19 protein-coding genes are annotated in these 22,473 nt (G+C 73.8%); 16 read left to right on the forward strand and 3 right to left on the reverse strand.

The features are described from left to right. The first annotated feature begins 133 nt into the window (after positions 1-133). The 14 genes from ABZ810_RS43330 to hydA all read left to right on the forward strand — a co-directional run bounded on the left by ABZ810_RS43330 (position 134) and on the right by hydA (position 16,438). On the forward strand, positions 134-1,135 hold the full coding sequence (locus tag ABZ810_RS43330; protein WP_358413229.1) for a dihydrodipicolinate synthase family protein: 1,002 nt from the start codon (positions 134-136) through the stop codon (positions 1,133-1,135). Next, positions 1,132-1,377: a (2Fe-2S)-binding protein gene (locus ABZ810_RS43335; RefSeq protein ID WP_358413231.1), complete on the forward strand. Its 246-nt coding sequence runs from the start codon at positions 1,132-1,134 to the stop codon at positions 1,375-1,377. Before ABZ810_RS43330 ends, ABZ810_RS43335 begins: the two co-directional genes overlap by 4 nt. Beyond that, positions 1,374-2,843: an NAD(P)/FAD-dependent oxidoreductase gene (locus ABZ810_RS43340; protein WP_358413233.1), complete on the forward strand. Its 1,470-nt coding sequence runs from the start codon at positions 1,374-1,376 to the stop codon at positions 2,841-2,843. Before ABZ810_RS43335 ends, ABZ810_RS43340 begins: the two co-directional genes overlap by 4 nt. Beyond that, positions 2,840-4,021: an FAD-dependent oxidoreductase gene (locus tag ABZ810_RS43345; RefSeq protein WP_358413235.1), complete on the forward strand. Its 1,182-nt coding sequence runs from the start codon at positions 2,840-2,842 to the stop codon at positions 4,019-4,021. The genes ABZ810_RS43340 and ABZ810_RS43345 overlap by 4 nt, the downstream gene beginning before the upstream one ends. Next, complete coding sequence (locus ABZ810_RS43350) at positions 4,018-5,349, forward strand: amidohydrolase family protein (protein WP_358413237.1); 1,332 nt, start codon at positions 4,018-4,020, stop codon at positions 5,347-5,349. Before ABZ810_RS43345 ends, ABZ810_RS43350 begins: the two co-directional genes overlap by 4 nt. Continuing rightward, positions 5,346-7,415, forward strand: coding sequence for a hydantoinase/oxoprolinase family protein (locus ABZ810_RS43355; protein WP_358413239.1), 2,070 nt, complete (start codon positions 5,346-5,348; stop codon positions 7,413-7,415). Before ABZ810_RS43350 ends, ABZ810_RS43355 begins: the two co-directional genes overlap by 4 nt. Then, positions 7,412-9,166, forward strand: coding sequence for a hydantoinase B/oxoprolinase family protein (locus ABZ810_RS43360; protein WP_358413241.1), 1,755 nt, complete (start codon positions 7,412-7,414; stop codon positions 9,164-9,166). The genes ABZ810_RS43355 and ABZ810_RS43360 overlap by 4 nt, the downstream gene beginning before the upstream one ends. A gap of 39 nt (positions 9,167-9,205) precedes the next feature. Then, positions 9,206-10,846 carry an ABC transporter substrate-binding protein gene (locus ABZ810_RS43365; RefSeq protein WP_358413243.1) on the forward strand — a complete coding sequence of 547 codons (1,641 nt, stop codon included), beginning with the start codon at positions 9,206-9,208 and terminating at the stop codon, positions 10,844-10,846. A 96-nt stretch (positions 10,847-10,942) separates the two neighbouring features. After that, positions 10,943-12,037, forward strand: coding sequence for an ABC transporter permease (locus ABZ810_RS43370; protein WP_358413245.1), 1,095 nt, complete (start codon positions 10,943-10,945; stop codon positions 12,035-12,037). Then, positions 12,034-12,984, forward strand: a complete 951-nt coding sequence (locus ABZ810_RS43375) for an ABC transporter permease (RefSeq protein WP_358413246.1) — start codon at positions 12,034-12,036, stop codon at positions 12,982-12,984. The genes ABZ810_RS43370 and ABZ810_RS43375 overlap by 4 nt, the downstream gene beginning before the upstream one ends. After that, positions 12,981-13,841: an ABC transporter ATP-binding protein gene (locus ABZ810_RS43380; RefSeq protein WP_358413248.1), complete on the forward strand. Its 861-nt coding sequence runs from the start codon at positions 12,981-12,983 to the stop codon at positions 13,839-13,841. The genes ABZ810_RS43375 and ABZ810_RS43380 overlap by 4 nt, the downstream gene beginning before the upstream one ends. Next, positions 13,838-14,626 carry an ATP-binding cassette domain-containing protein gene (locus tag ABZ810_RS43385; protein WP_358413250.1) on the forward strand — a complete coding sequence of 263 codons (789 nt, stop codon included), beginning with the start codon at positions 13,838-13,840 and terminating at the stop codon, positions 14,624-14,626. The genes ABZ810_RS43380 and ABZ810_RS43385 overlap by 4 nt, the downstream gene beginning before the upstream one ends. A gap of 31 nt (positions 14,627-14,657) precedes the next feature. After that, positions 14,658-15,047, forward strand: a complete 390-nt coding sequence (locus ABZ810_RS43390) for a gamma-glutamylcyclotransferase (RefSeq protein WP_358413252.1) — start codon at positions 14,658-14,660, stop codon at positions 15,045-15,047. Beyond that, complete coding sequence (hydA, locus tag ABZ810_RS43395) at positions 15,044-16,438, forward strand: dihydropyrimidinase (protein ID WP_358413254.1); 1,395 nt, start codon at positions 15,044-15,046, stop codon at positions 16,436-16,438. The genes ABZ810_RS43390 and hydA overlap by 4 nt, the downstream gene beginning before the upstream one ends. A gap of 235 nt (positions 16,439-16,673) precedes the next feature. On the opposite strand, the gene ABZ810_RS43400 is transcribed toward hydA, so the two are convergent. The 3 genes from ABZ810_RS43400 to ABZ810_RS43410 form a co-directional block, all read right to left on the reverse strand. Continuing rightward, a complete protein-coding gene (locus ABZ810_RS43400; RefSeq protein WP_358413256.1) occupies positions 16,674-19,202 on the reverse strand; it encodes a glycoside hydrolase family 9 protein in 2,529 nt (842 codons plus the stop codon). Between the two features lie 152 nt (positions 19,203-19,354). Further along, positions 19,355-20,581 carry a hypothetical protein gene (locus tag ABZ810_RS43405; RefSeq protein WP_358413258.1) on the reverse strand — a complete coding sequence of 409 codons (1,227 nt, stop codon included), beginning with the start codon at positions 20,579-20,581 and terminating at the stop codon, positions 19,355-19,357. 88 nt (positions 20,582-20,669) lie between these two features. Beyond that, positions 20,670-21,305, reverse strand: coding sequence for a TetR/AcrR family transcriptional regulator (locus ABZ810_RS43410; protein WP_358413260.1), 636 nt, complete (start codon positions 21,303-21,305; stop codon positions 20,670-20,672). Positions 21,306-21,384: 79 nt separating this feature from the next. Between ABZ810_RS43410 and ABZ810_RS43415 the strand changes: the two genes are divergently transcribed. Together ABZ810_RS43415 and ABZ810_RS43420 are read left to right on the forward strand one after the other, a co-directional pair. Then, on the forward strand, positions 21,385-22,152 hold the full coding sequence (locus ABZ810_RS43415) for an SDR family oxidoreductase (protein WP_358413262.1): 768 nt from the start codon (positions 21,385-21,387) through the stop codon (positions 22,150-22,152). After that, positions 22,149-22,469 carry a multidrug efflux SMR transporter gene (locus ABZ810_RS43420; protein WP_358413264.1) on the forward strand — a complete coding sequence of 107 codons (321 nt, stop codon included), beginning with the start codon at positions 22,149-22,151 and terminating at the stop codon, positions 22,467-22,469. Before ABZ810_RS43415 ends, ABZ810_RS43420 begins: the two co-directional genes overlap by 4 nt. Positions 22,470-22,473: the final 4 nt, after the last annotated feature.

Below are 22,473 nucleotides of genomic sequence, written 5' to 3' on the forward strand. Positions count from 1 at the left end.
CGGGGATGCGCCGAATTTCCTGGAACTTTCTTCCTTGTTAAATGCCTGTTTCACCCTTGACAGGGTGATCTGAGTTACCGCAACCTGATGCAATCGATCCCAGCGGGATGCACTACGAGCTCGGGAAAAGATCTTGCATCGCGACGACGTCTCCTGGTCCGGCTACTGGCCGGCCGCCCCCACCCCCTTCACCGCCGACGGCGCCCTCGACGAGGACGCGTGGCGCGCGCTGCTGCGGCTGTACCACCGGCAGGGCGTGCACGGCGTGCTCGTCAACGGCAGCACCGGCGAGTGGTTCAGCCAGAGCCCGGCCGAACGCCGCCGGGTCGCGGAGATCGCCGTCCAGGAACTGTCCGGCCGCGTGCCCGTGGTCGTGGGCGTCACCGCCTACACGCCCGCCGAGGCCGTCGAGTTCGCACGGCACGCCGCCGGCGCCGGCGCGGACGGGGTGCTCGCGACGCCGCCGCCGTACGTCCACCCGGGGGCCGAGGAGATCCACGCCTTCTACGCCGAGGTCAGCGGCGCCACCGACCTGCCGTTCATGGTCTACAACTGGCCCCGCGGCGTCGCGGCCGACATCTCGGCCCACCCCGGTCTCGCGCGCCGCCTCGCCGACCTGCCCCAGGTCGTGGCCATCAAGGACAGCACCGGTGACTGGCCGCGGATGCTCGACACGGTCGAGGCGGTGTCGGACCGGGTCCGGGTCTTCGGCAGCTTCCTGCACCGCCGCGGGCTGGCCGCGCTGCTGGAGCTCGGCGGCGACGGCAACATCGACGGCGGCGGGGTCGGCGCGCCGTTCGCGGTGCCCTACTACGAGGCGGTGGCCCGGCGCGACGCCGCGACGGCCCGCACCTGGGCCGACCGCTACGCGGTCCTGTCCGGCGGGCTGATCCGGCCCGACTACAGCGGCATCCACGCCTCGCCGATCCCCCAGCTGAAGGCCGCGATGGCGCTGCTCGGGCAGCCCGGCGGCCACGTCCGCCCGCCGCTGCTGCCGGTGACCGACGCTGGAACGATCCAGGCGATCGGGGACGTGCTCGCCCGCGCCGGGCTGACCGCCGCGCCGGCCACCGAGCAGGTCACCGAGCAAGCCGCCGAGCCGGCCACCGACGGCCGCGCCGAGGTGCGGGCATGACCGTGCGCATCACCGTGGACGGCGAGCCCGTCGAGGCGCCCGCCGGGTCGTCCCTCACCGCGGCCTTCGTCGGCACCCGTCGATGGCGGCTGCGCGACCACCCGATCAGCGGCGAGCCGCGCGGCCCGTTCTGCGGCATGGGCGTCTGCTTCGAGTGCGAGGTCACCGTGGACGGGCGTCCCGGCGTGCGGGCCTGCCTGGAGCGGGTGGCGCCCGGCATGACCGTGGAGACCGGGCGATGAGCGCACGGGACGTCGTCATCGTCGGGGGCGGCCCCGCCGGGCTCGCCGCGGCGGCGCGCCTGGCGTCCGCCGGGCTCGCGGTGACGCTGGTGGACGAGCAGCCCGAACTGGGCGGGCAGTACTACCGCCGCCCCTCCCCCGCGACGCTGCGCGCGCACGGCGACCACCGCCCCGCGGGCGGCCGGCTGATCCGGCTCGTCCGGCGGCTCGGGGTCGAGTGCCTGACCGGCCACCTGGTCTGGGGCGTCGCCGACGACGCGCGCACCCTCCTGGTCTCCGGCCGCCCGGGCTCGGCCGTACGGCTCCGCGCCCGCCATGTCATCATCGCCACCGGCGCCTACGAGCGGACCCATCCGTTCCCGGGCTGGCAGCTCCCCGGCGTCACGACGCCGGGATTCGCCCAGCACCTCGCCGCCGCCGACGGAACGGCGATCGGCGAGCGGGTCCTGGTCGCGGGGTCGGGCCCGTTCCTGCTCCCGGTCGCCTGCTCGCTGCTCGACCTCGGCGTGCACGTCGTCGGCGTCGCCGAGGCGGGCCGTCCCTACCGGCCGTCGGGCCGCGCCCTGACCTCGCTGCGCCACCCGGCCCGGCTGCGCGAGCTGGCCGCCTACACCGCGCGCCTGGCCGCCGCCCGCGTCCCGCTGTGGCAGGACCGCGTCGTGGTCCGGGCCGACGGCGCCGGACGCGTCTCGTCCGTCACGCTCGCCGCCGGCGCCGACCCCGCCGTCCCGCTGCGGACCCTGGACGTGGACGCGCTGTGCGTCGGGTACGGGTTCCGCCCGCAGGCCGACCTGGCCCGGCTCCTGGGCTGCGCGGTGCGCACCGATCCGGTCTCCGGCGACGCCGTCCCGGTCACCGACCGGTACGGGCTCAGCAGCCGCCCGGACGTGTACATCGCGGGCGAGGCCGCCGGGATCGGCGGCGTCCACCTGGCCGAGACCCGGGGGCTCACCGCCGCCGCCCACATCCTCGCCCGCCGGGACCGTGCGTCCGGCCCGGCCCGGCGCGAGGTGCTCCATCTCGCGGCACGGCGGCGCCGGCTGGCCTCCTTCACCGCGCTGAGCGAGTCCCTCTACCCCGCCCCGGGCGACCTCGCCGACCTGCTCGCCCCGGCGCTCCCCGGCGACACGACGGTCTGCCGCTGCGAGGCCGTCACCGCCGCCGACGTGCGGGCGACGGCCCGGCTGGCCTCCGGCGACCTCAACGCCACGAAGGCGCGGACCCGTGCCGGCATGGGCCCCTGCCAGGGGCGTTTCTGCGGCTTCGCCGTCGCCGCCCTGGCCCGGCACGCCACGGGCGCCGTTCCGCCGGGTGCGGCCGGCGGAACGGCATCGGACGAGGCCCGCGAGTGCGGCGCGCACCCGCCCACGGGCGGTCCGGTCTTCCCGTCGCGCCAGCCGATCCGGCCCGTTCCGGTGGAGAGCCTGCTCGCGCTCGGCGCCGACGACGACGGGGAGGACGCATGAGCGCCGAGACGGCGGACGTGGTGGTGATCGGCGCCGGCGTCCTGGGCGCGGCCGCCGCGTTCCACCTCGCCCGCGCCGGGCACGACGTCGCCGTCGTCGACCGCGGCGCGCCGGGCCGCGAGGGGTCGGGCACCACCGCGGGCAACCTGCACGTCCAGGCGGTGCACACCCGCCGCCCCGGACAGGACGTCCCGCTCGACAGCGCCCGGTTCCTGCCGTTGCAGCGTGCCGCGAGCGACCGCTGGGAGACCGTCGAGGCGGAGCTGGAGACCTCGGTCGAGCTGCGCCGCAGCGGCGGCTTCACGATCGCCGAGACTCCGGCGCAGCGCGCCGAGCTCATCGCCAAGCACGCCTGGGAGGAACGTGCCGGCCTGCGCACCGAGGTCCTGGACGGCGACACCGCCCGCGCGGAGCTTCCGCTGCTCGGCCCGACGGTGACCGCCGCGACCTGGTGCCCGCTCGACGGCTACGCCAACCCGCTGCTGGCCACGCCCGCCTACCTGGACGCCGCGGTCCGGCACGGGGCGCGGCTGCACCCGTTCCGGCGCGTCCACGCGGTGGAACGTTCCGGCTCGGGCTGGCGGGTGCGCGCGGGCGACCTGACCGTCGACGCCGCCAAGGTCGTGAACGTGGCGGGCCCCTGGATCGCGGAGGTGGCCGCGCTGGCGGGGCTCCGCCTGCACATGACCCCGGTCGCGATCCAGATGCACCTCACGGTGCGGCTGCCCGGCACGCTCCGGCACCTCGTCCAGCACATCGGCGAGGGCCTGTCGGTCAAGCAGGTCTCCGCCGGGAACCTGCTGATCGGCGGCGGCTGGCCCGCGCTCCGGCTGGAGCCCGAGGGCCGCAGCCCGGTCAGCATGGCCAGCGTCCTGGGCAACCTCACGCAGGCCGCCCGGATCCTGCCGTTCGTGCGGGGGCTGCGGCTCCTGCGCGCCTGGGCCGGCCCGCTGGCCGCGACCCCCGACGAGATGCCGGTCATCGGCGAGGTGCCCGGGGCTCCGGGCTTCCTGGTCGGCGGCGGCACCTACGCCTTCACCTTCGCCCCGCTGTGGGGCGAGACCCTGCGCTGCCTGGTCGAGGGGGCGCCGGCCCCGGTGGAGATCGGCGACCTCGGCCCCGGCCGGCTCGCCGGCTCCCCCGAACGCGCGACGCCTCCCTTCGAGGAGGCCCGATGAGAAAGGACATCACGGTGCCCACAACGATCACCCCGCGGCGGCCCGCGCCCATCGACGGGACCCTCTGGCTCACCGGCGGGCACGTCGTGGACGTGCTCGGCGGGACGGTCCGGCGCGACGTCAACGTCGCCGTGGCCGACGGCCGGATCACCGCGATCACCGGCACGGCGCCCGCGCCCGGGTCCCGGACGGTGGACCTCGGCGGCCGGTACCTGCTGCCCGGCCTGATCTCCGTGCACACGCACCTGTCGGTCGTGTACCCGTTCTCGGCGACCGACGAGGACGAGAACCCGGGCCTGACGGCCATGCGGGCGCTGTCGCGGGCCCAGGACGCGCTGCACGCGGGCGTCACGACGATCCGCTGCGTGCACGAGCAGCACCGCGCCGAGCTGCTGATCCGCACCGCCGCCGAGCAGGGCTGGGTGGACGCGCCGCGCATCGTCGGCGCCGGGCGGGCCATCTCCACCACCGGCGGCCACGGGCACGGCTCGGCCTGCTCCTACGCCGACGGGTTCGACGGGTTCCTGCACGCGGCCCGCACGGAGCTCGCCGCGGGCGCCGACCTGCTGAAGATCTTCATCACCGGCGGGATCGCGCACGAGGGCGAGTCGTTCACCGGCGCCCAGATGACGCCGGAGGAGATGCGCGCCGTGGTCCGCGCGGCCGAGGAGCACGGCAGCTACGTGACCGCGCACGCCGGCTCCGGGTCGGCGATCCGCGAGGCGCTCGCCGCCGGGGTCCGCGGGTACGAGCACGCCTACGAGCTCGACGACGCCACCGCGAAGGAGATGGCCGAACGGCGCGTCTTCCTCACCCCGACCCTGTGCGTCACCCGCTGCCCGGACTGGATGGCCGAGCACTCGTTCTCGTCCTGGCAGATCGAGCGCGCCACACAGGTCGGGCCCGGCCACCTCGACAGCATCCGGCGCGCCGTCGCCGCCGGGATCGCGCGCCCGGACGACCCCGGGGCGCCCGGCATCACCATGCTCGCCGGCACCGACTACCCGCCGGGCGAGCCCATCGAGGACACCGTCGTCGCCGTCCGCGAGATGGAGTTCCTCACCGACGCCGGGCTCAGCCCGGAGCAGGCGCTGCGCGCCGGCACCAGCGACGCCGCCCGCCTCGTCGGGCTGGCGGGCCAGGCGGGCGCGGTCGAGGAGGGCCTGCTCGCCGACCTGATCGTCACCGACCGCGACCCGCTGTCGGACCTGTCGGCGCTGCGCCGCATCCCGTTCGTCATGCAGGCCGGGCGGATCGTCCGCGACGACCTGCCCGCCGCCGCGCCGGCCGCGGCCGCCGCCCAGACCCGCACCGGAGGCACCGCGTGACCCCTTCCTCCCCTCCCCCTAGCGCCTCGCGCACCCGGCTCGCCGTCGACATCGGCGGCACCTTCGTCGACGCGATCGCCTTCGACGAGACCACCGGCGAGCTGCGCCTGCACAAGGCGCCGACCACGCCGGACGCGCCCGCGCGCGGCGTCCTGGACGCCGTCGGCGGCCTGACCGGGCGGCTCGACGACGTCGAGGCGTTCGTGCACGGCACCACGCTCGGGCTGAACGCGATCCTGCAACGCCGCGGCGCCGACGTCGGCATCGTCACCAACGAGGGCTTCCGCGACCTCCTGGAGGTGGCGCGGGCCAACGTTCCGGCGCAGTACATGTACGACTTCGCGTACGCTCCGCCGCCGCCGCTCGTCCCGCGCCGCCACCGCACCGGCGTGCCCGGCCGGATCGACGCGCAGGGCGCGGAGGTCGTGCCGCTGGACGAGGACGCGGTGCGCGAGGCCGGCCGTTACCTGGTGGAGGAGCAGGGCCTGCGGTCGATCGCGGTCTGCTTCTTGCACTCCTACGCCAATCCCGACCACGAACGCCGCGCCGCGCGGATCCTGCGCGAGGCGTACCCGGAGGCGTCGGTCTCCACGTCCACCGACATCACCCGCGAGTACCGCGAGTACGAGCGCACCAGCACCGCCACCCTGGACGCCTACATCCGGCCGGTGCTCAACGACTACATCGGCACGCTGGAGGACCGCCTGGCGGACGCGGGCCTGACCCGCCCGCTGCACATCATGCGCTCCGGCGGCGGTGCGATGACCGCCGAGCTGGCGCGGCGCGCACCGCTGATGACGGTGTTGTCGGGCCCGGCGGGCGGCGTCGTCGGCGCCTCGTTCCTGTCCCGCGAGCTGGGCCGCTCCAAGCTGATCTCGTTCGACGTCGGCGGCACCAGCGTGGACTGCTGCGTGATCGAGGACGGCTCGCCCGGTGAGGTGCACGAGGCCGCGATCGACGGGTTCCCGCTGCTCATCCCGATCTTCGACATCCGCACCGTCGGCGCGGGCGGCGGCTCCATCGCCTGGATCGACGAGGGCCTGCTGAAGGTCGGCCCGCACAGCGCGGGCGCCGTGCCCGGCCCGGTCGCCTACGGTGCCGGCGGCACCGAGCCGACCCTGACCGACGCGGCGCTCGTCCTCGGTTACCTCGACCCGGCCGCGTTCCTCGGCGGCGACATGAGCATCGATGCCGGCGCCGCCCGCGCCGCCGTCCAGGCGAAGATCGCCGAGCCGCTCGGCGTGGACGTGGCGCAGGCCGCGGCGAGCGTGTTCCGCGTGCTGCTGGCCCGCACCGTGGGCGCGCTCCGCGAGATCACCGTCGAGCGGGCCCTGGACCCGCGCGAGTTCGCGCTGCTGGCGTTCGGCGGCGCCGGGCCGCTGCTCGGCCCGATGCTCGCCCGCGAGATGGGCATCGCCGAGACGATCGTCCCGCAGGCTCCGGCGGCGTTCTCCGCGTTCGGCATGCTCATGTCCGACCTGGAGTACGAGTTCGCCGCCACCGTCCTCAAGCCGCTCGGCGACGCGGCCCTCGCCGAGCTCGAGCCGGAGTTCGCGGAGCTGGAGGCGCAGGGCGAGGAGGTGCTCTCGGCACAGGGCGTCAAGCCCGAGGACCGGGAGCTGGTCCGCCGGCTGGACGTGCGGTACCGCGGCCAGGAGCACGCCCTCGGCATCGACCTGCACCCCGGCGACGACGCCGCCGCGGTCCTCGGCCGCTTCCACGAGCAGCACCGCGCCCGGTACGGGCACGCGATGCCCGACAGCGGGCAGATCCTCACCCTGCGGGTCCGGGCCGTCGGACGCCTGCCCAAGCCCGGCCTGCGCGAGCTCGCGGCGGGCGAGGGCGCCCCGGAGCCGGTCGGCAGCCGCCCGGCGTTCGACGTCGCCACCGGCACCACCGTCCCGTTCCCGGTGTACGACCGGGCGGCGCTGGCCCCAGGCCACCGCGTGGAAGGGCCCGCGGTCGTCGAGGAGGGCACCTCCACCACCGTCATCTTCGGCGACCAGCGGCTCGCCGTGGACGCCCACGGCCACCTCGTGGTCTCCAGCCCGGAGGCCGCCGCGTGACCGCCGCGCAGGAAGCAAGGAAGGACGACACCGTGACCGAACGGCTGGACGGCGCGACCGTCGAGGTGATCCGCAACTACCTGGTGTCGGTGGGCGAGCAGATGCGCCGCACGCTGGTCCGCGCCGCCTTCAACCCGGTCATCTACGAGGTGCTCGACTTCGGCATCTCGCTGTACGACGGCGACCTGGAGCTGATGGCCGAGGCCGCGGGGATCACCTCGTTCCTCGGCGCCAACGACCACGCGATCGTCAAGGGCGTGGAGTACGTGGGCCGGGAGAACCTGGCCCCCGGCGACGTCTACCTGCTCAACTACCCGTACTGGAGCGGCGCCCACTCCTACGACGCGATGCTCTTCGCGCCGGTGTTCCGGGACGGGCACGACGGCCCGGCCGCCTACCTCGCGGTCCGCGCGCACTGGATGGACCTCGGTGCCAAGTCCCCCGGCTACGTGCTCGACTCCACCGACATGCACCAGGAAGGGCTGATCTTCCCCGGCACCAAGATCGTCAGCCGGGGCGAGGTGGTGCGCGACATCGTCGAGCTCATCCGCTTCAACTCGCGCCTGCCCGACCTCACGATCGGCGACTTCCACGCCCAGCTCGCCTCGCTGCGCACCGGCGAGAACCGGCTCGCCCAGGTGTGGGAGAAGTTCGGCGGCGAGACCGTCGACCAGGCCGTGCGGCAGATCGTCGAGCACGGCGAACGGGTCGCCCGCAAGGCCGTCGCCGCCCTGCCCGACGGCACCTGGACCGCCCACGACTACTGCGACGACGACGGCATCACCGACGACCTCATCCGGATGGAGGTCAAGGTGACCATCGACGGTGACCGGATGGAGGTGGACTTCAACGGCTCCGACGGCCAGGTGCTCGGCCCGGTGAACCTGCCGATCGGCGCCACCGAGAGCCTCGCCAAGTCGTCGTTCAAGGAGCTCACCACGCCGGACGAGCCGTCCAACGCCGGCCACTACCGGGCCCTCACGATCAAGGCCGACCCGGGCAACTTCTTCCACGCCGTCTACCCGTCGGCCACGTTCACCCAGTGGAGCGGCATCGTCGCGTTCGAGCTGATCCACAAGGCGCTCGCGCAGGCCATCGCGTCGATCCCGGCGTCGTCGGGCGGCGACGAGCCGGGGTTCATGGCGCTCGGGCACGACCCGCGCACCGGCGAGGACTTCGTCATCAGCAACAACGAGGGCATCGGGTGGGGCGCCCGCCGCGACCGCGACGGCGCCAACGCCCAGCAGCACCCCTCCCAGAGCGTCGTGCGCAACACCCCGATCGAGGTCCTGGAGCACAAGTCCACGATCTTCCACGAGCGGCTGGAGCTCATCCCCGACTCGGGCGGCGCCGGCCGGTTCCGCGGCGGTGTCGGCGTCCTGCGCGAGGTCTCCTACCTCGCCGAGGGCGAGGTGCTCTCGATGAAGAAGAAGAGCAAGACCCGTCCCTGGGCCCTGTCCGGCGGCCTGGAGCCCGAGCCGAGCGGCATGACGCTCTGGCCCGGCACCGGGCGGGAGAAGCGGGTCGGCATGTACCGGGCGGCCATGCGGCCCGGCGACCGCTTCGTCAATCGCACCGCGGGCGGGGGCGGCCACGGCCACCCCCTGGACCGCGACCCCGCCGCCGTCGTCGCCGACGTGCTCGACGGCTACGTGACCTCCGAGGCCGCCGAACGCGACTACGGCGTGATCGTCGCCCCGGACGGCTCCCACCGCCCCACCCCGGCCCGCGCCGCACGGCACGAGGCCTGACCCGTCCTCGCGGACGACTCCATGAAGGGGAGAGATCCAGTGGTCCACGCATCCCAGCCCCCGGCCGGCGCGCCGGCCGGGGCACCGAGGACCGGGCGGTCCCGGCGTGGCGCACGGGCCGGGTTCGGCCCCGGGCCGCGGCTGACCGCGGTCGCCGTGGCGGCCGTCCTCGCGCTCGCCGCCTGCGGCGGCGGGTCCGGGTCCGGCTCGGGCGAGCGCAAGCAGACGCTCATCATCGCCGAGAACGAGCCGCCCGCGACCTTCGACCCCGTCCAGGCCGACAACTCCACGGTGGACGAGGTGGCCCGGCCCGCCTACGACACGCTGGTGAGGTACGGCGCGGGCAACAAGATCGAGCCGAGCGTCGCCACCGGGTGGAAGGTGTCCGGCGACGGGAAGTCGATCGACCTGACGCTGCGCGACGACGTCACCTTCCACGACGGCGCCAAGCTCACCGCCGCCGACGTCAAGTACACCCTCGACCGGACCAAGAAGGTCGGCATCGGGGTCGCCGCGCTCGTCACCGCCTACGACTCGGCGACGGTCACCGACGACACCCACCTGACGCTGAAGCTGAGCCGCCCGTACGCGCCGATGATCCCCGCGCTGACGCGGGTGTACCTGCTCAACTCCAAGCTCGTCCAGCAGAACGCGGGCGGCGACGACGGGCAGAAGTGGCTGGCGACGGCGGACGCGGGCTCCGGGCCGTACAAGCTGAGCGGCTACACCCCCAACCAGGAGGCCAAGTACGTCAAGCACGACAAGTACTGGGGCGGGTTCGACGGCCAGGCGCAGAGCGTCGTCTTCCGTTACCTGCCGCAGGCCGCGACGCAGAAGAGCGCGCTGCTGGCGGGCGACATCGACATCGCCATGGACATCGACCCGAACGACTGGGCGTCGTTCGAGGGCAACGGCGGCTACACCGTCGACAAGGCCGACACCAACGTCCAGCTGTACGTGTTCTTCAAGATGAAGGACTCGCCGGTCGCCACCAAGGCGCTGCGCGAGGCGATCGCGTCCGCGTACCAGTACGACCAGCACATCTCCGCGATCCTCAAGGGCGCGGGCAAGAAGGCGGTCGGCGTGCTGCCGTCCACGATGACGTGCTTCGACCCGACCACCCCGCAACCGGCCTACGACGTGAACAAGGCGAAGGCCTCGCTCCAGGCGGCGGGACTGTCGGACGTCTCGCTGACCATGACCTATCTCAAGGCGACCGCCGAGATGGAGCAGGCGGCGACGCTCCTCCAGTCCGACCTCTCCAAGATCGGCGTGAACCTCAAGCTCCAGGCGATCACCTACCCCGAGTACGTGCAGCGCCTCAAGACCAACAAGACCACGCCGGACCTCGGCATGATCTACGGCTTCCCGACCACCCCGGACGCCGACGCGGTCCTCTACCAGCAGTTCGACTCGCGGTTCATCAACAACGGCCAGAACAGCGGCGGCTACGACAACCCGAAGGTGGACGCGCTGGTCGAGAAGGCCCAGGGGCTCACCGACGAGAACGAGCGCTGCGGCCTCTACAAGCAGGCGCAACAGCTCATCGCGGCCGACGTCCCGTCGGTCAACCTGTCCAACCCCAAGACCGTCACCGTGCTGCGCAAGGGCCTGTCCGGCTACGCCTACCAGCCCTCGCACCACCAGACGGTCGACGTCTACGGCGTGAAGACCGGCTGATCCCGGCCGCGGCCGGACCGGGCGACCGGTCCGGCCGCGCCGGGCCCGCGGCCCCGATTCCACTCATCGAGATCTCCATCGAGGGGAGGCACGGCAATGGCGCGTTTCCTGCTGAGGCGCCTCGTCACCAGCGTCGTCGTGCTGTTCGGCCTGGGAGTCGTCACCTTCCTGATGACCCAGGTGCTGCCCGGCGACCCGGCCCGCGCGGCGGCGGGCCGCAACGCCACCGCCGAACAGGTCGCCGCGGCCGCGTCCCGGCTCGGCCTGGACCGGCCGCTGTGGGACCAGTTCGCCGCCTACTTCGGCCGGCTGTTCCAGGGCGACCTGGGCACGTCGGTCGTGACCCGGCGGCCGGTGCTCGACGACATCGCGCAGGCCCTGCCGTCGTCGGTCGAGCTGGTGCTCGCCGCGATGCTGATCAACGTGGCGATCGCGGTGCCGCTCGGCGTGTACGCCGCGCACCGGCGGGGCCGGTTCGCCGACGTCGCGGCCCGCGTCATCGTGCTGCTCGGCGCGGCCGTGCCGGTCTTCTGGCTGGGGCTGGTGCTGCAGCTGGTGTTCGCCGACCGGCTCGGGATGTTGCCGCTGACCGGTCAGCTCGGCTTCGGCCGGGAGGTCCCCGAGATCACCGGGATGACCTCGGTCGACGCGCTGCTCTCGGGTGACCTGCCCGCGTTCGGGGACGCGGTGTCGCATCTGGTGCTGCCCGCGCTGACGCTGGCCGCCGCGTTCATCGCCGTGGTCGCCCGCACGGTCCGGTCGTCGATGATCACCGTGCTGGACTCCGACTACGTCACCCTCGCCCGGGCCACCGGGGCGTCCGAGCGGCGGGTGGTGATCCGGCACGGGCTGCGCAACGCCCTCGTGCCGGTCAGCACCATCATCGGCATGCAGCTGGGGTGGATGCTCGGCTCCACCGTGCTGGTCGAGTCGGTGTTCGGCCGGACCGGGATCGGCGCGTACGCGGTCACCGCCGTGCTCCAGAACGACCTCTACGCGGTGATCGGCACCGTGCTCGTGATCGGCGTGGTGTTCGTGCTGGTCAACATCGTCGTCGATCTCGTCCAGCTCTGGCTCAACCCGCGGTTGCGGCAGCCCGCCCGCGGTGCCGCCCCGGCCCCGGCGGCGTCGCTCGCACCGGGCGCCGCGGCCGAGGCCGGGCCCGCCGTCAAGGAAGGGGCGGTGTCATGAAGACCTCCGCACAGACCGGCCGGGGCGCGGGGTCCGGGGCCGCGACCGCCGACAGCGTCGACTCCACCGCCGGGCCTCCGCTGCGCGGCGTGTGGTTCCGGCGCGGCCGGGCGGCGGGCGCCCGGCGCGCCGGGCGCATCTCCGTGGTCGAACGGATCGCCCTGGCCGTCGCGGGGCTGATGGTGGTGCTGGCGGTCGCCGGCCCGCTGCTGGCGCCGCACGACCCGTACGCCGTGGACCTCGGCCAGGCGCTGCACGCCCCGTCGGGCGCGCACTGGTTCGGCACCGACGCCAACGGCCGCGACATCTTCAGCCGCGTCCTGTACGGGGCGCGGGTGTCGCTGCTCGCCACCGTGATCGTCATCGCCGCGGCCACCCTGATCGGCACCCTCGTCGGCACGGCGGCCGCGCTCGGCGGCCGGGTCGCCGACGAGGTGCTCATGCGGCTCTGCGACATCGGCCTCTCGCTGCCCGCCATCATCCTGGCGCTCGGGCTGGCCGCCGCCCTCGGGCCCGGCCTGCGCTCGGCGGTGATCGCGCTCTCCCTCACCTGGTGGCCCGGCTACGCCCGGCTCGTGCGGACCCTCGTCCGCGACGTCAAGGACGCCGAGTACGTCGAGGCGGCACGGGTGCTGGGCGTGTCCACGCCCCGGCTGGTGTTCCGGCACGTGCTGCCGAACGCGCTGAACACCCTCTACGTGCAGACGACGCTGGACGTGTCGGCGGTGATGCTGGTCATCTCCGGCCTGTCGTTCGTCGGCGTCGGCGCGCAGGTGCCCTCCGCCGAGTGGGGCGCGATGATCGCCGCCGCCGCCAACAACCTCACCAACGGCTGGTGGGCCGTGGTCTTCCCCGGCCTGGCCATCGTCCTCACCGCGATCTCGTTCAACCTGCTCGGCGACTGGCTGCGCGTCCGCACCGACCCGACGATCCGGAGGTCCGCATGACCGCCCTGCTGACCGTGGAGGGGCTGCGGGCCCGCTTCCCCGGGCCGGACGGCCCGGTGGAGGTGCTGCGCGGCGTGGACCTGGACGTCTCCGCCGGCGAGAAGGTCGCGCTGGTCGGCGAGTCGGGGTCGGGCAAGTCCGTCACCGCGCGGGCGATCCTGCGGCTCGACCACGACGCCGGCCTCGAAGGCCGGATCTCCTTCGACGGGACCGACCTGCTGTCCCTGTCCGAACGCGGCATGCGCGACGTGCGCGGGGCCCGCGTCGGGCTGGTCTTCCAGGACCCGCTGGCCGCCCTCAACCCGGTGATGACGGTCGGCTGGCAGATCACGCAGCCGCTCGTGATCCGCGGCGTGGGCAGGAAGGAGGCGCGGCGGCGCGGGATCGAGCTGCTCGGGCGGCTCGGCGTCCGCGACGCCGGCCGCCGCTTCGACGACTACCCGCACCAGTTCTCCGGCGGCATGCGGCAGCGCGTCGTCATCGCCATCGCGGTGATCGCCGAGCCGGCGCTGCTCATCGCCGACGAGCCCACCACGGCGCTGGACGTCCGCGTCCAGGCGCAGGTGCTGACGCTGCTGCGCGAGCTCGCCGACGAACGCGGCATGGCGGTGCTGCTCATCACCCACGACCTCGGCATCGTCGCCGGGTTCGCCGACCGGGTGGTGGTGATGCGGCACGGCGAGCCGGTGGAGCAGGGCGCCGTGGACGACATCTACGCCCGCCCCCGCCACCCCTACACGCGGGCGCTGCTGGCGTCGGTGCCGCGCATCGACGACGACCCGTCCCGCCGGCTGTCCACGATCGCGGAAGCCGACGCGGAAACGGTCGCGGAGCCCGTGGAAGGGAGCGCTCGATGACCGCGCTGCGCGTGCAGAACCTCGTCAAGAGCTTCGGCGGCCGGCCCGTCGTCAAGGACGTGTCGTTCGAGCTGGCGCCCGGCGAGGTGCTCGGCCTGGTCGGCGAGTCCGGGTCGGGCAAGTCCACGGTCGCCCGCTGCGTCGTGCGCCTCACCCGGCCGGACTCGGGCCGGGTGCTGCTCGGCGACCGCGACGTGCTCGCCGCGTCCCGCCGCGAGCTGCGCGGCCTGCGCCGCGACCTGCAGATGGTGTTCCAGGACCCCTACTCCTCGTTGTCCCCGCGCATGACCGCGGGCGCCCTGGTGGAGGAGGGGATGATCGCGCACGGGCTGGAGAAGGACCCCGCCGCCCGCCGCGACCGGGCCGTCGCGCTGCTGGAGACCGTCGGGCTCAGCGCCGCCGACGCCGGCCGCCACCCGCGCTCGTTCTCCGGCGGCCAGCGGCAGCGCATCGCGATCGCCCGCGCGCTCGCCGTCGAGCCGAAGGTGCTGATCTGCGACGAGGTGGTCTCGTCGCTGGACGTCTCGGTGCAGGCGCAGGTGCTCAACCTGTTCCGCGACCTGCGCGAGCGCCTCGGCCTGTCGATCCTGTTCATCGCGCACGACCTGGCGGTCGTGCACTACCTGTGCGACCGGGTCGCGGTGCTCGACCAGGGCTCCCTGGTCGAGATCGGCGACCGCGAGCAGATCTACCGCCAGCCCCGCCACCCGTACACGCGCTCGCTGCTGGACGCCGTCCCGATCCCCGACCCCGCCGTCGAGCGGGCCCGCCACGCCCGCGCCTGACCGCGCGGGCGACCGCACGAAGGAAGGACCCATGGAGACCCTGCGGATGTTCGTCAACGGCCAGGCCATGTCGGGCGGGTCGCTGAACGGGGCGCTCGCCGGCGCCACGTTCCTCGGCCCCGCCACGACCGCGCCCCGGTACCGCTTCTACTCCGTCCGCGACGAGTTCCCCGGCCTGCACCCCGTCGACGAGGACGGCCGCGCCGTGCCCGGCGAGCTCTACTCCGTCAGCTACGAGATCCTCCGCGAGCACCTGCTGCCCGGCGAACCGCCCGAGCTCGAGCTCGGCGTGATCGAGCTGGACGACGGTTCGGGCACCCTGTGCATGCGGATGCGCCCCGAGTCGCTGACGCTGCCCGGCGTCACCGACATCAGCGACGCCGGCGGCTGGCGCGCGCACCTGGCGTCGGTGGCCCGGTGACCGCCGATGTGATCGTCCGCGGCGGCACCGTGGTCGAGGCCGGCTGGACGGGCCGCGCCGACGTCGTCATCACCGGCGGCACCGTCACCGCGCTCGCCGAACCCGGCACGGCCGGCGCGCGCACCGAGATCGACGCGTCCGGGCGGCTCGTCCTGCCCGGCGGCGTGGACCCGCACTGCCACGTGGGCTTCACCTCCGGCGCGTTCACCTCGCTGGACGACTACCGCCGGTGCACCACCGCCGCCGTGCACGGCGGCACCACCACGATCGTGGACTTCGCGATCCCGCGGCCCGGGGAGAACCCGGCCGACGTCGCGTACGCCCAGCGCGCCAAGGCGACCGAGGGGCTCTGCGACAGCGCCCTGCACGGCTGCGTCGTGCGGTGGGACGACACCGTCCCCGAACAGCTCGCCGCCCTCGTGGCCGACGGCGTCACCACGTTCAAGATGTTCACCACCTACCGCGGCGAGTCGATGGCCGACGAGGACACCGTGCTGCGCACGATGACGTCGCTGGCCGGGCTCGGCGGCATGGTCGTGATCCACTGCGAGGCCGACCACATCATCGGCGACGCCCAGGACCGCTGCGCCGCCGCGGGCCGGATCGGCGCCCGCGACATGGCCGCCAGCCGGCCCGCCCTGGCCGAGACCGCCTCGGTCGCCGAGGTGCTGGCGATCGCCGAGGCGGTGGACGCGCCCGTCTACTTCGTCCACCAGTCCACCGCGGCGGCCGTCGAGCTGGTAGCCGCCGCGCGCCGCCGCGGCGTCCGCGCCTACAGCGAGGCGGTCGCCCACCACCTCGTGCTGGACGACTCGGCGTACGCGGGCGAGCACCCCGAACGTTTCGTGTGCTGCCCGCCGCTGCGCCCGGCCGCCGACGTGGAGGCGCTCGGCCGGCACCTGTTCACCGGCGAGATCACCACGATCGGCAGCGACCACTGCTGCTACGACACCGGCCAGAAGGAGTCGCGCCAGGCCGACGTGCGGGCGATGCCCAACGGGCTGCCCGGCGTGGAGACGCGCATGCCGGTCATCTTCTCCGAGTACGTCGTCCGCCGCGGGTTGCCGGTCACCCGGTTCGTGGAGCTGACCGCGGCCGCCCCGGCGCGCGCCAACGGCCTGTACCCCCGCAAGGGCACGCTGCTCCCCGGGGCCGACGCCGATCTGGTCGTCTGGGACCCGGCCGCCCGGTGGCGGGTCACCGCCGCCGGCCTGCACATGGCGACCGACTACACCCCCTACGAGGGCATGACCGTGACCGGAAGGCCCGAGACCGTCCTGGTCGGCGGACGTGTCGTGATCGAGAACGGTGACCTGGCCGACCCGGCGCCCCGGGGCCGCCATATCCCGGCCGCGCCGTTCCCCTCGCGCGCCCTGGTCTCCCACGCCTAGCCGGCGAATCATCCCAGGAAGTCCTACGTCGGCCTGTGGCGGGGCCTGTCCACGGTCTCCGACACCGACAACGACGGAAAGGTCAGCCTCGAGGAGATCTTCGCCGCGGGCCGGGAACTGGCCGCCGAGGCAGCCCGGATCACCGGCGCCCGGACCTCCTGACCGGTGCCGCCGGGGCCGGACCGGCCGAAGGTGGTCATCCGGCCGGCCCGGCCGTGCGGCGCGTGGCCCGGGATCACCGGGCGCACGCGGCCCCGTTGAGCGTGAACAGGTCCGGTGCCGGGTTGGCGCCGGGGGCGGCGACGCCGGTGAAGCCGAACGTCACGCTCCGGCCGGGCTGGATCCTCTTGTTGTAGGACTGGTGCTTCGCCGTCACGGTCGCGCCGTCCTGGGTCAGGGCGGCGTTCCAGGCGGGCCCGGCCTTCTGCCCGCCGAGGAACGACCACGTCAGCGCCCACCCGTCGATGGGCCTGGTGCCGGTGTTCCTGACCGTGAGCTGGGTGGTGAAGCCCGACGACCACGAGGCGTGCACCTTGTAGGAGACCTCGCAGGCGGCCCTGCCGGGGAGGGTCCCGTCGCCCTGGTCGGCGACGAACGCCGACGCCCACGCCAGCGGGGCGTTCCAGTTGATGGTCAGCTCGTTGGTCGCCCAGGACCCGATGTCGTCGATGTAGCAGAACTGCGGCTTGCAACCTTGCAGCTTGGCCTGCGCGACGGGGTCCTGGATGGCGGAGTTGGGGCCGCCCGCGACCGTTCCGGCGGGCGGGTTGGGCAGCGCGGGGTCGAGCTGCCGGGCGTACCACCGGCTGTGCTGGTTGCGGGCGTTCACCTCGCCGTAACCGGTCACGTAGGAGATGTTGAGGGCGTTGCGGCCGAACAGGTAGTCGAAGCCCTGGACGGCGCCGTCGCGGTACTTGGCCGCGCCGGAGATGTCGTAGGCCGCCCCGAGCACCACCATGTTGTTGAGCACCTGGCTGTTGGAGCCCCACTCGTAGGTGCCGGGGTCGTAGGGCGAGCCGTAGGCGAAGCCCGCGGCGATGGCCAGGTACTTGTCGCCGGCCGCCAGCACCGACCGCCGCACCGCGTCGCGCCCCGGCAGGTCGTTGGGGACCGTCGCCAGGTCGAGCCGGCCGAGCGCCGCCACCGAGCCCCAGTTGAAGCCGCGGTCGGCGAAGACGTCCGCGGTGTGCGACGGCGAGGCCAGCACGTAGTCCCGGAACTCCTTCTCGCCCGTGGCGATGTAGAGCTCGGCGGCCGCCCAGTAGAACTCGTCGGCCACGTTGTCGTCGGAGTAGGTGCCGCCGCCGATGCCGTCGTCCGGCGAGGCGTGGACGGCGGGGTTGGCCTTGGCCGCGCTCCACGCCCTGCGGGCGGCGGCCAGGTTGCCGGCCGCGAACCCCGCGTCGTACGGGGCGAACACGCGGGCCGCCTGCGCCGCCGTGGCGGCGAGGTTGAGCGTCGCGGCGGTGGAGACCGGGTGCAGCTCGCGCTTCTGCGGGTCGAGATGGGGCAGCAGCGGCAGGCCGGTCCAGTTCTCATCGTGGATCTTGTGGTGGACCATCCCGTCCGGCCGCTGCATCTTGAGCAGGAACGCCTGTTCCCAGCGCGCCTCGTTCAGGACGTCCGGCACGGTGTCGCCGCTCTCGGGGATGTCCAGGGCGGGGATGGGCCCGGCCGTCGGGGCGTTCTTGGTCCGCTCGAACACGCTCATCAGCTGGGCGACGGAGATGCCACCGTTCACGACGTACTTGCCGTGGTCGCCCGCGTCGTACCAGCCCCCGGAGACGTCCAGGCGGTAGTCGCAGACGCCCGGCTGGCACGGCACGTCCGTGTCGCCCTGGTTCGGCGCGGTGCCGACGTGACCGGCGGGCCTGCCGTACCCCGGCCGCAGCCCGTCGTCGATCGCGACGCCGCTGCGCTGCGGGTAGAAGAACTTCAGCGCGTCGGCCTTCAGGCCCGCGTACGCCGAGGGCGAGATGTCGAACGGCCGACTGGTCTCGCCGTCCGCGGTCAGCGTGAACCCCGTCCCGGCGGTGGTGTAGGAGCCGAAGTCGATGGAGTGCACGTTCTGGCCGGACGAGGCGTCCGTGCCGCGCGGCGTCGTGGTGCCTTCGAGCACCACCGCGTCACCGCGCCTGAGCGTCCACGCCGCGGGCTCCGCCGACTCGGTGACCAGGGTGGCGTTCTTGGGGCCCTTGGGCAGGTAGGCGACCTGGTTGACCCGGACGCGCGGGCCGGTGTCGGGGACGTACACGTCGGGTTCCTCGCCGCCCTTGAGCGACACGTCGTCCACGCAGAACCGCCAGGGCGCCGCGCTGCCGCCGAGCTGGAAGGCGACCTGCGCGTCGGGGATGTCCACCGGCGAGGTGAACTCGTAGGTGTAGGCGTTGCCCGAGACGCTGAGCTCGGGCGTCGCGGCCAGGTACTGCGTCCACGGGTCGGCCGGGAGCTGGATCAGCGCCTTGGCCGTCCTGCCGGGCGTCCCGGTGCCGAAGAACTTGAAGGCGTACGTCTCCCCCTTGACCAGCGGCACGCCGTCCAGGCCGACGATGGCGTCCCAGGGGTTCACCGTGCCGCCGGGCACGTCCGAGCACAGCCGCCCGCCCGAGATGTCGAAGGCGAGGTTGGCGGTGTGCCACCAGGGTTCGGCGGTGGTGTCGAAGGTGCCGTTGCCGATCAGCTCCGGCTCCTCGGCGAACGCCGTACCCGCACTCCCGCTCGCCGCCAGGACGGCGACCACGAGGACACTCAGGGCTCTTTTCACGGCACTCCTGACGACGGGCGGACAGGTGGGAGCGCTCCCACCGTGACGCCGCCGCCCGGCCCCGTCAAGAGGCGCCCGCCCCACCGCCTCCCGACCAGCCGAGACGCCCCGGACGCGCCGTGAAAGATTTCACGCGCCCCCGGAACGTCCGTTCACTTCACGAAGAGCGGGAGGGTCTCGCGCGGCTCGAACCGGAAGTCCGCACCCTTGCTGAACTTGGTGACCGCGACCTCGCCGGACTCGGGCGCGGCGGTGCCGGTCAGGACGACGCGGGCCGTCCACTCGGTGTCGGTGCCGGTCACGTCGACGTCCAGGTAGGGGTTCACCGCGCGCACGATGGACCGCAGCGCGTCGGGGGTGCCGGGCGTGCACAGCGGGAGCCAGCCGCCGTCCTCGTGCGCGAGCGACCGCGACACCGTGATCGTCTCACCGTCCCGGACGAGGTCGACGTACGGCAGCGGGTTCATCAGCGGGTGCAGCTCGATGACCTCGGCCGCGTCCTGCGCGGAGTCGGTCAGGCCCAGCGCCCGGTGCAGGCGCTCGGCGGCCACCCCGGCGTGCCCGATGAGCTGGCGCAGCGCGACGCGGTGGAAGAGGTCGCCGTCGCCGCCGGCCCGTTCCCGCACCGCCAGCTGGAACGAGAGGTTGAGCAGGTGCTGCTGGAGCACGACCTCGTCGGCCATGCGGACCAGCGCCGAGTGCGAGAAGGCGTCGAAGTCCAGGTCGCTGACCAGGACGCCGCTGTAGTCGCCGAGGCCTTCCTGGTCGGGGTCGATGTCGTCCAGGACGAGCGTGGCGGCGTGCGAACGTTCGTTGACCGCCAGGGCCGGGATCCCCTCGACGCCCGGGGAGTCCGGGTCGATCTCGACCGTCCACGCGCAGTGCGGCCGCCGGTCGGACGGGACGCGCGGCGGGCGGTGGATCGGGCGTACCTGCGCCTTGGGGTTGGTGGCCACGGCGGTCGCGTCGAACGTGGGGTCCTCGATGTCGTGGCACATGTTCTTGACCATGGCCGGGCCCATCGGCTCGACGTCCAGCAGCGCGCCGCAGTGGTCGAGGTGGAACGCCCCGTGCCAGGGGTCGGTCACGCTGTAGCGGAAGTCCATGAACTGCGGCGGGGCGCCGATGTCCAGCTGCATGCCCTTGAAGATGGTGGGCACGTCGTCGCCCTCGAAGCGCAGCGCACGCTGCATGCGCCGCGTGTAGATCGGGCTCGCGGCGGCCCACTCCTCGATGGCGATCCGCGTCATCTCGTCCTGGCCCCACGCCTCCAGGCAGAAGGGCATGCCGGCCCGGTCGATCAGGTGGCCGACGAGCAGCAGCTCCGGGACCAGGGTGGCGAGCCGCTCCCGGCTCAGGCGTGCGTAACGACTGGGCACCGCGTCCTCCTGACATCTACCGCACCGCAATATAGACACGAGATCAGACACCTGTCTAGGTGCCTTCCCTCCGGCCCGGTGAACGGTGTCAGTCCCGCGGTGCGGGCGGGGCGGACGAGCCGCTGGCCGGGGCGGCGGCGAGGCCGGCGGCCAGGGCGTCCAGGCCCTGCTTGACGCGGGACAGGGACATGCCGCGGGTGTGGCGCTGGTAGCGGAAGAGGTTGGCGGCCAGCGGCGCGAGCAGGGCGTCGGCGAGGTACGCGGAGTCGGCGCGGGGGTCCAGCCGTGCGACGAGCATCGCCAGGTGCATCTGGTAGAGGGCGTAGGAGCCGTCGTTGAAGCGTGCGTAGGCCGAGTCGGTCTCGGCGGTGAGGAGCAGGTCCGACTGCTCCTCGGTGCGGTCGGCCAGGGCGTGGAGGAACGCGCGGATGCGGGGCAGCGGCTCGGCACCGGGGCCCAGCGGCGGCGGGCCGCTGAGGAACCCGGCCTGGAAGCGGCGTTCACGGTCGTCGATGACGGCGTAGATGAGGGCCGCGCGGTCGCCGAAGCGGCGGTAGACGGTGCCGACGCCCACGCCGGCGGCCTTGGCGACCTCGTCCATGGACAGCGCCTCGGCGCCACGGGCCGCGATCATCTCGGCGGCCGCGGCGAGGATCTTGCGGCGGTTGTGCGCGGCGTCCGCCCGTTCCGCGGGAGGCCCGCCCAGGAAGCCTACGTCGATCACGGGATCAGCTTAGCGGTTGTTAATCGGAGAACTCTCCGTTTAGTATCCGGAGAAGTTTCCGTTTAAGGGAGGGATCGCCATGAACCAGGTCGCGCTGGTCACCGGCGGCGGACGCGGCATCGGGGCCGCCATCGCCGTCCGGCTGGCCGAGGAGGGGCACGACGTCGCCGTCACCTACGTCCGGGCCCCCGGCAGGGCCGCCGAGGTCGTGCGGGAGATCGAACGGAGGGGGCGCCGGGGCCTGGCGATCCGGGCGGACGCGGCGGATCCGGCGGCGGCCACCGCGGCCGTCGACCGGGCCGCCGGGATGGGCCCGCTGCGGGTGCTGGTCAACAACGCCGGGATCGCGCCGTACGGGGCGTTCGCGGACGTGGCCGTGGAGGACGTCGACCGGGCGCTGGCGATCCACGTCCGCGGGGCCTTCGTCGCGTCGCAGGCCGCGGCCCGCCACATGGGCGGCGCCCCCGCCACGGGAGCCGGGGTCGCCGACCCCGTCGCGAGGGGCGGGCGGATCATCAACATCGGGAGCAGCCTGGTCGAGCGGGTCCCGTACGCGGGCTGGACGCTCTACGCGATGAGCAAGTCCGCCCTCGTCGGACTGACGAAGGGGCTGGCCCGCGACCTGGGGCCCGCCGGGATCACCGTCAACCTGGTGCATCCGGGCTCGACGGACACCGAGATGAACCCTGCCGGCGCGGCGGAGGCGGAGGCCGAACGGGCGTTCACGGCGCTCGGCAGGTACGCCGAGCCCGCGGAGATCGCGGCGACGGTCGCGCACCTGGCGGGACCGGGCGGGGCCTACATCACCGGGACGGCCGTGGTCGTCGACGGCGGGGTCACGGCGTGAAGGCGTGGGGGCTGCTGGTCGTCGCGGCCATGCTGGAGCTGGTCTGGGCCACCGCGCTCAAGCACTCCGAGGGCCTGACCCGGTTGTGGCCCGCCGTGGCGGGCCTGGGCGTGGCGCTGCTGAGCGTGGTCGTGCTGTCGGCGGCGCTGCGGGACCTGCCGGTGGGAACGGCGTACGCGGTGTGGGTGGGGCTCGGGTCGCTGGGGGTCGCGGTGACCGGGATCGTGCTGCTCGGCGAGAGCGCCTCGGCCGGCCGCGTCCTGTGCCTGGCCCTGATCCTCGCCGGGGTGATCGGCCTGAAGGTGGTCGAAGGGTGACTTG

The organism is Spirillospora sp. NPDC047279 (assembly GCF_040643285.1).
In the GTDB taxonomy this organism is placed as follows: domain Bacteria; phylum Actinomycetota; class Actinomycetes; order Streptosporangiales; family Streptosporangiaceae; genus Spirillospora.

Coding starts and splice junctions, on each gene's coding strand:
- ABZ810_RS43350 (WP_358413237.1), top strand. CDS start 4,018: ATGAGAAAGGACATCACGGTGCCCACAACGATCACCCCGCGGCGGCCC.
- ABZ810_RS43340 (WP_358413233.1), top strand. CDS start 1,374: ATGAGCGCACGGGACGTCGTCATCGTCGGGGGCGGCCCCGCCGGGCTC.
- ABZ810_RS43385 (WP_358413250.1), top strand. CDS start 13,838: ATGACCGCGCTGCGCGTGCAGAACCTCGTCAAGAGCTTCGGCGGCCGG.
- ABZ810_RS43345 (WP_358413235.1), top strand. CDS start 2,840: ATGAGCGCCGAGACGGCGGACGTGGTGGTGATCGGCGCCGGCGTCCTG.
- ABZ810_RS43370 (WP_358413245.1), top strand. CDS start 10,943: ATGGCGCGTTTCCTGCTGAGGCGCCTCGTCACCAGCGTCGTCGTGCTG.
- ABZ810_RS43390 (WP_358413252.1), top strand. CDS start 14,658: ATGGAGACCCTGCGGATGTTCGTCAACGGCCAGGCCATGTCGGGCGGG.
- ABZ810_RS43415 (WP_358413262.1), top strand. CDS start 21,385: ATGAACCAGGTCGCGCTGGTCACCGGCGGCGGACGCGGCATCGGGGCC.
- ABZ810_RS43335 (WP_358413231.1), top strand. CDS start 1,132: ATGACCGTGCGCATCACCGTGGACGGCGAGCCCGTCGAGGCGCCCGCC.
- ABZ810_RS43380 (WP_358413248.1), top strand. CDS start 12,981: ATGACCGCCCTGCTGACCGTGGAGGGGCTGCGGGCCCGCTTCCCCGGG.
- ABZ810_RS43375 (WP_358413246.1), top strand. CDS start 12,034: ATGAAGACCTCCGCACAGACCGGCCGGGGCGCGGGGTCCGGGGCCGCG.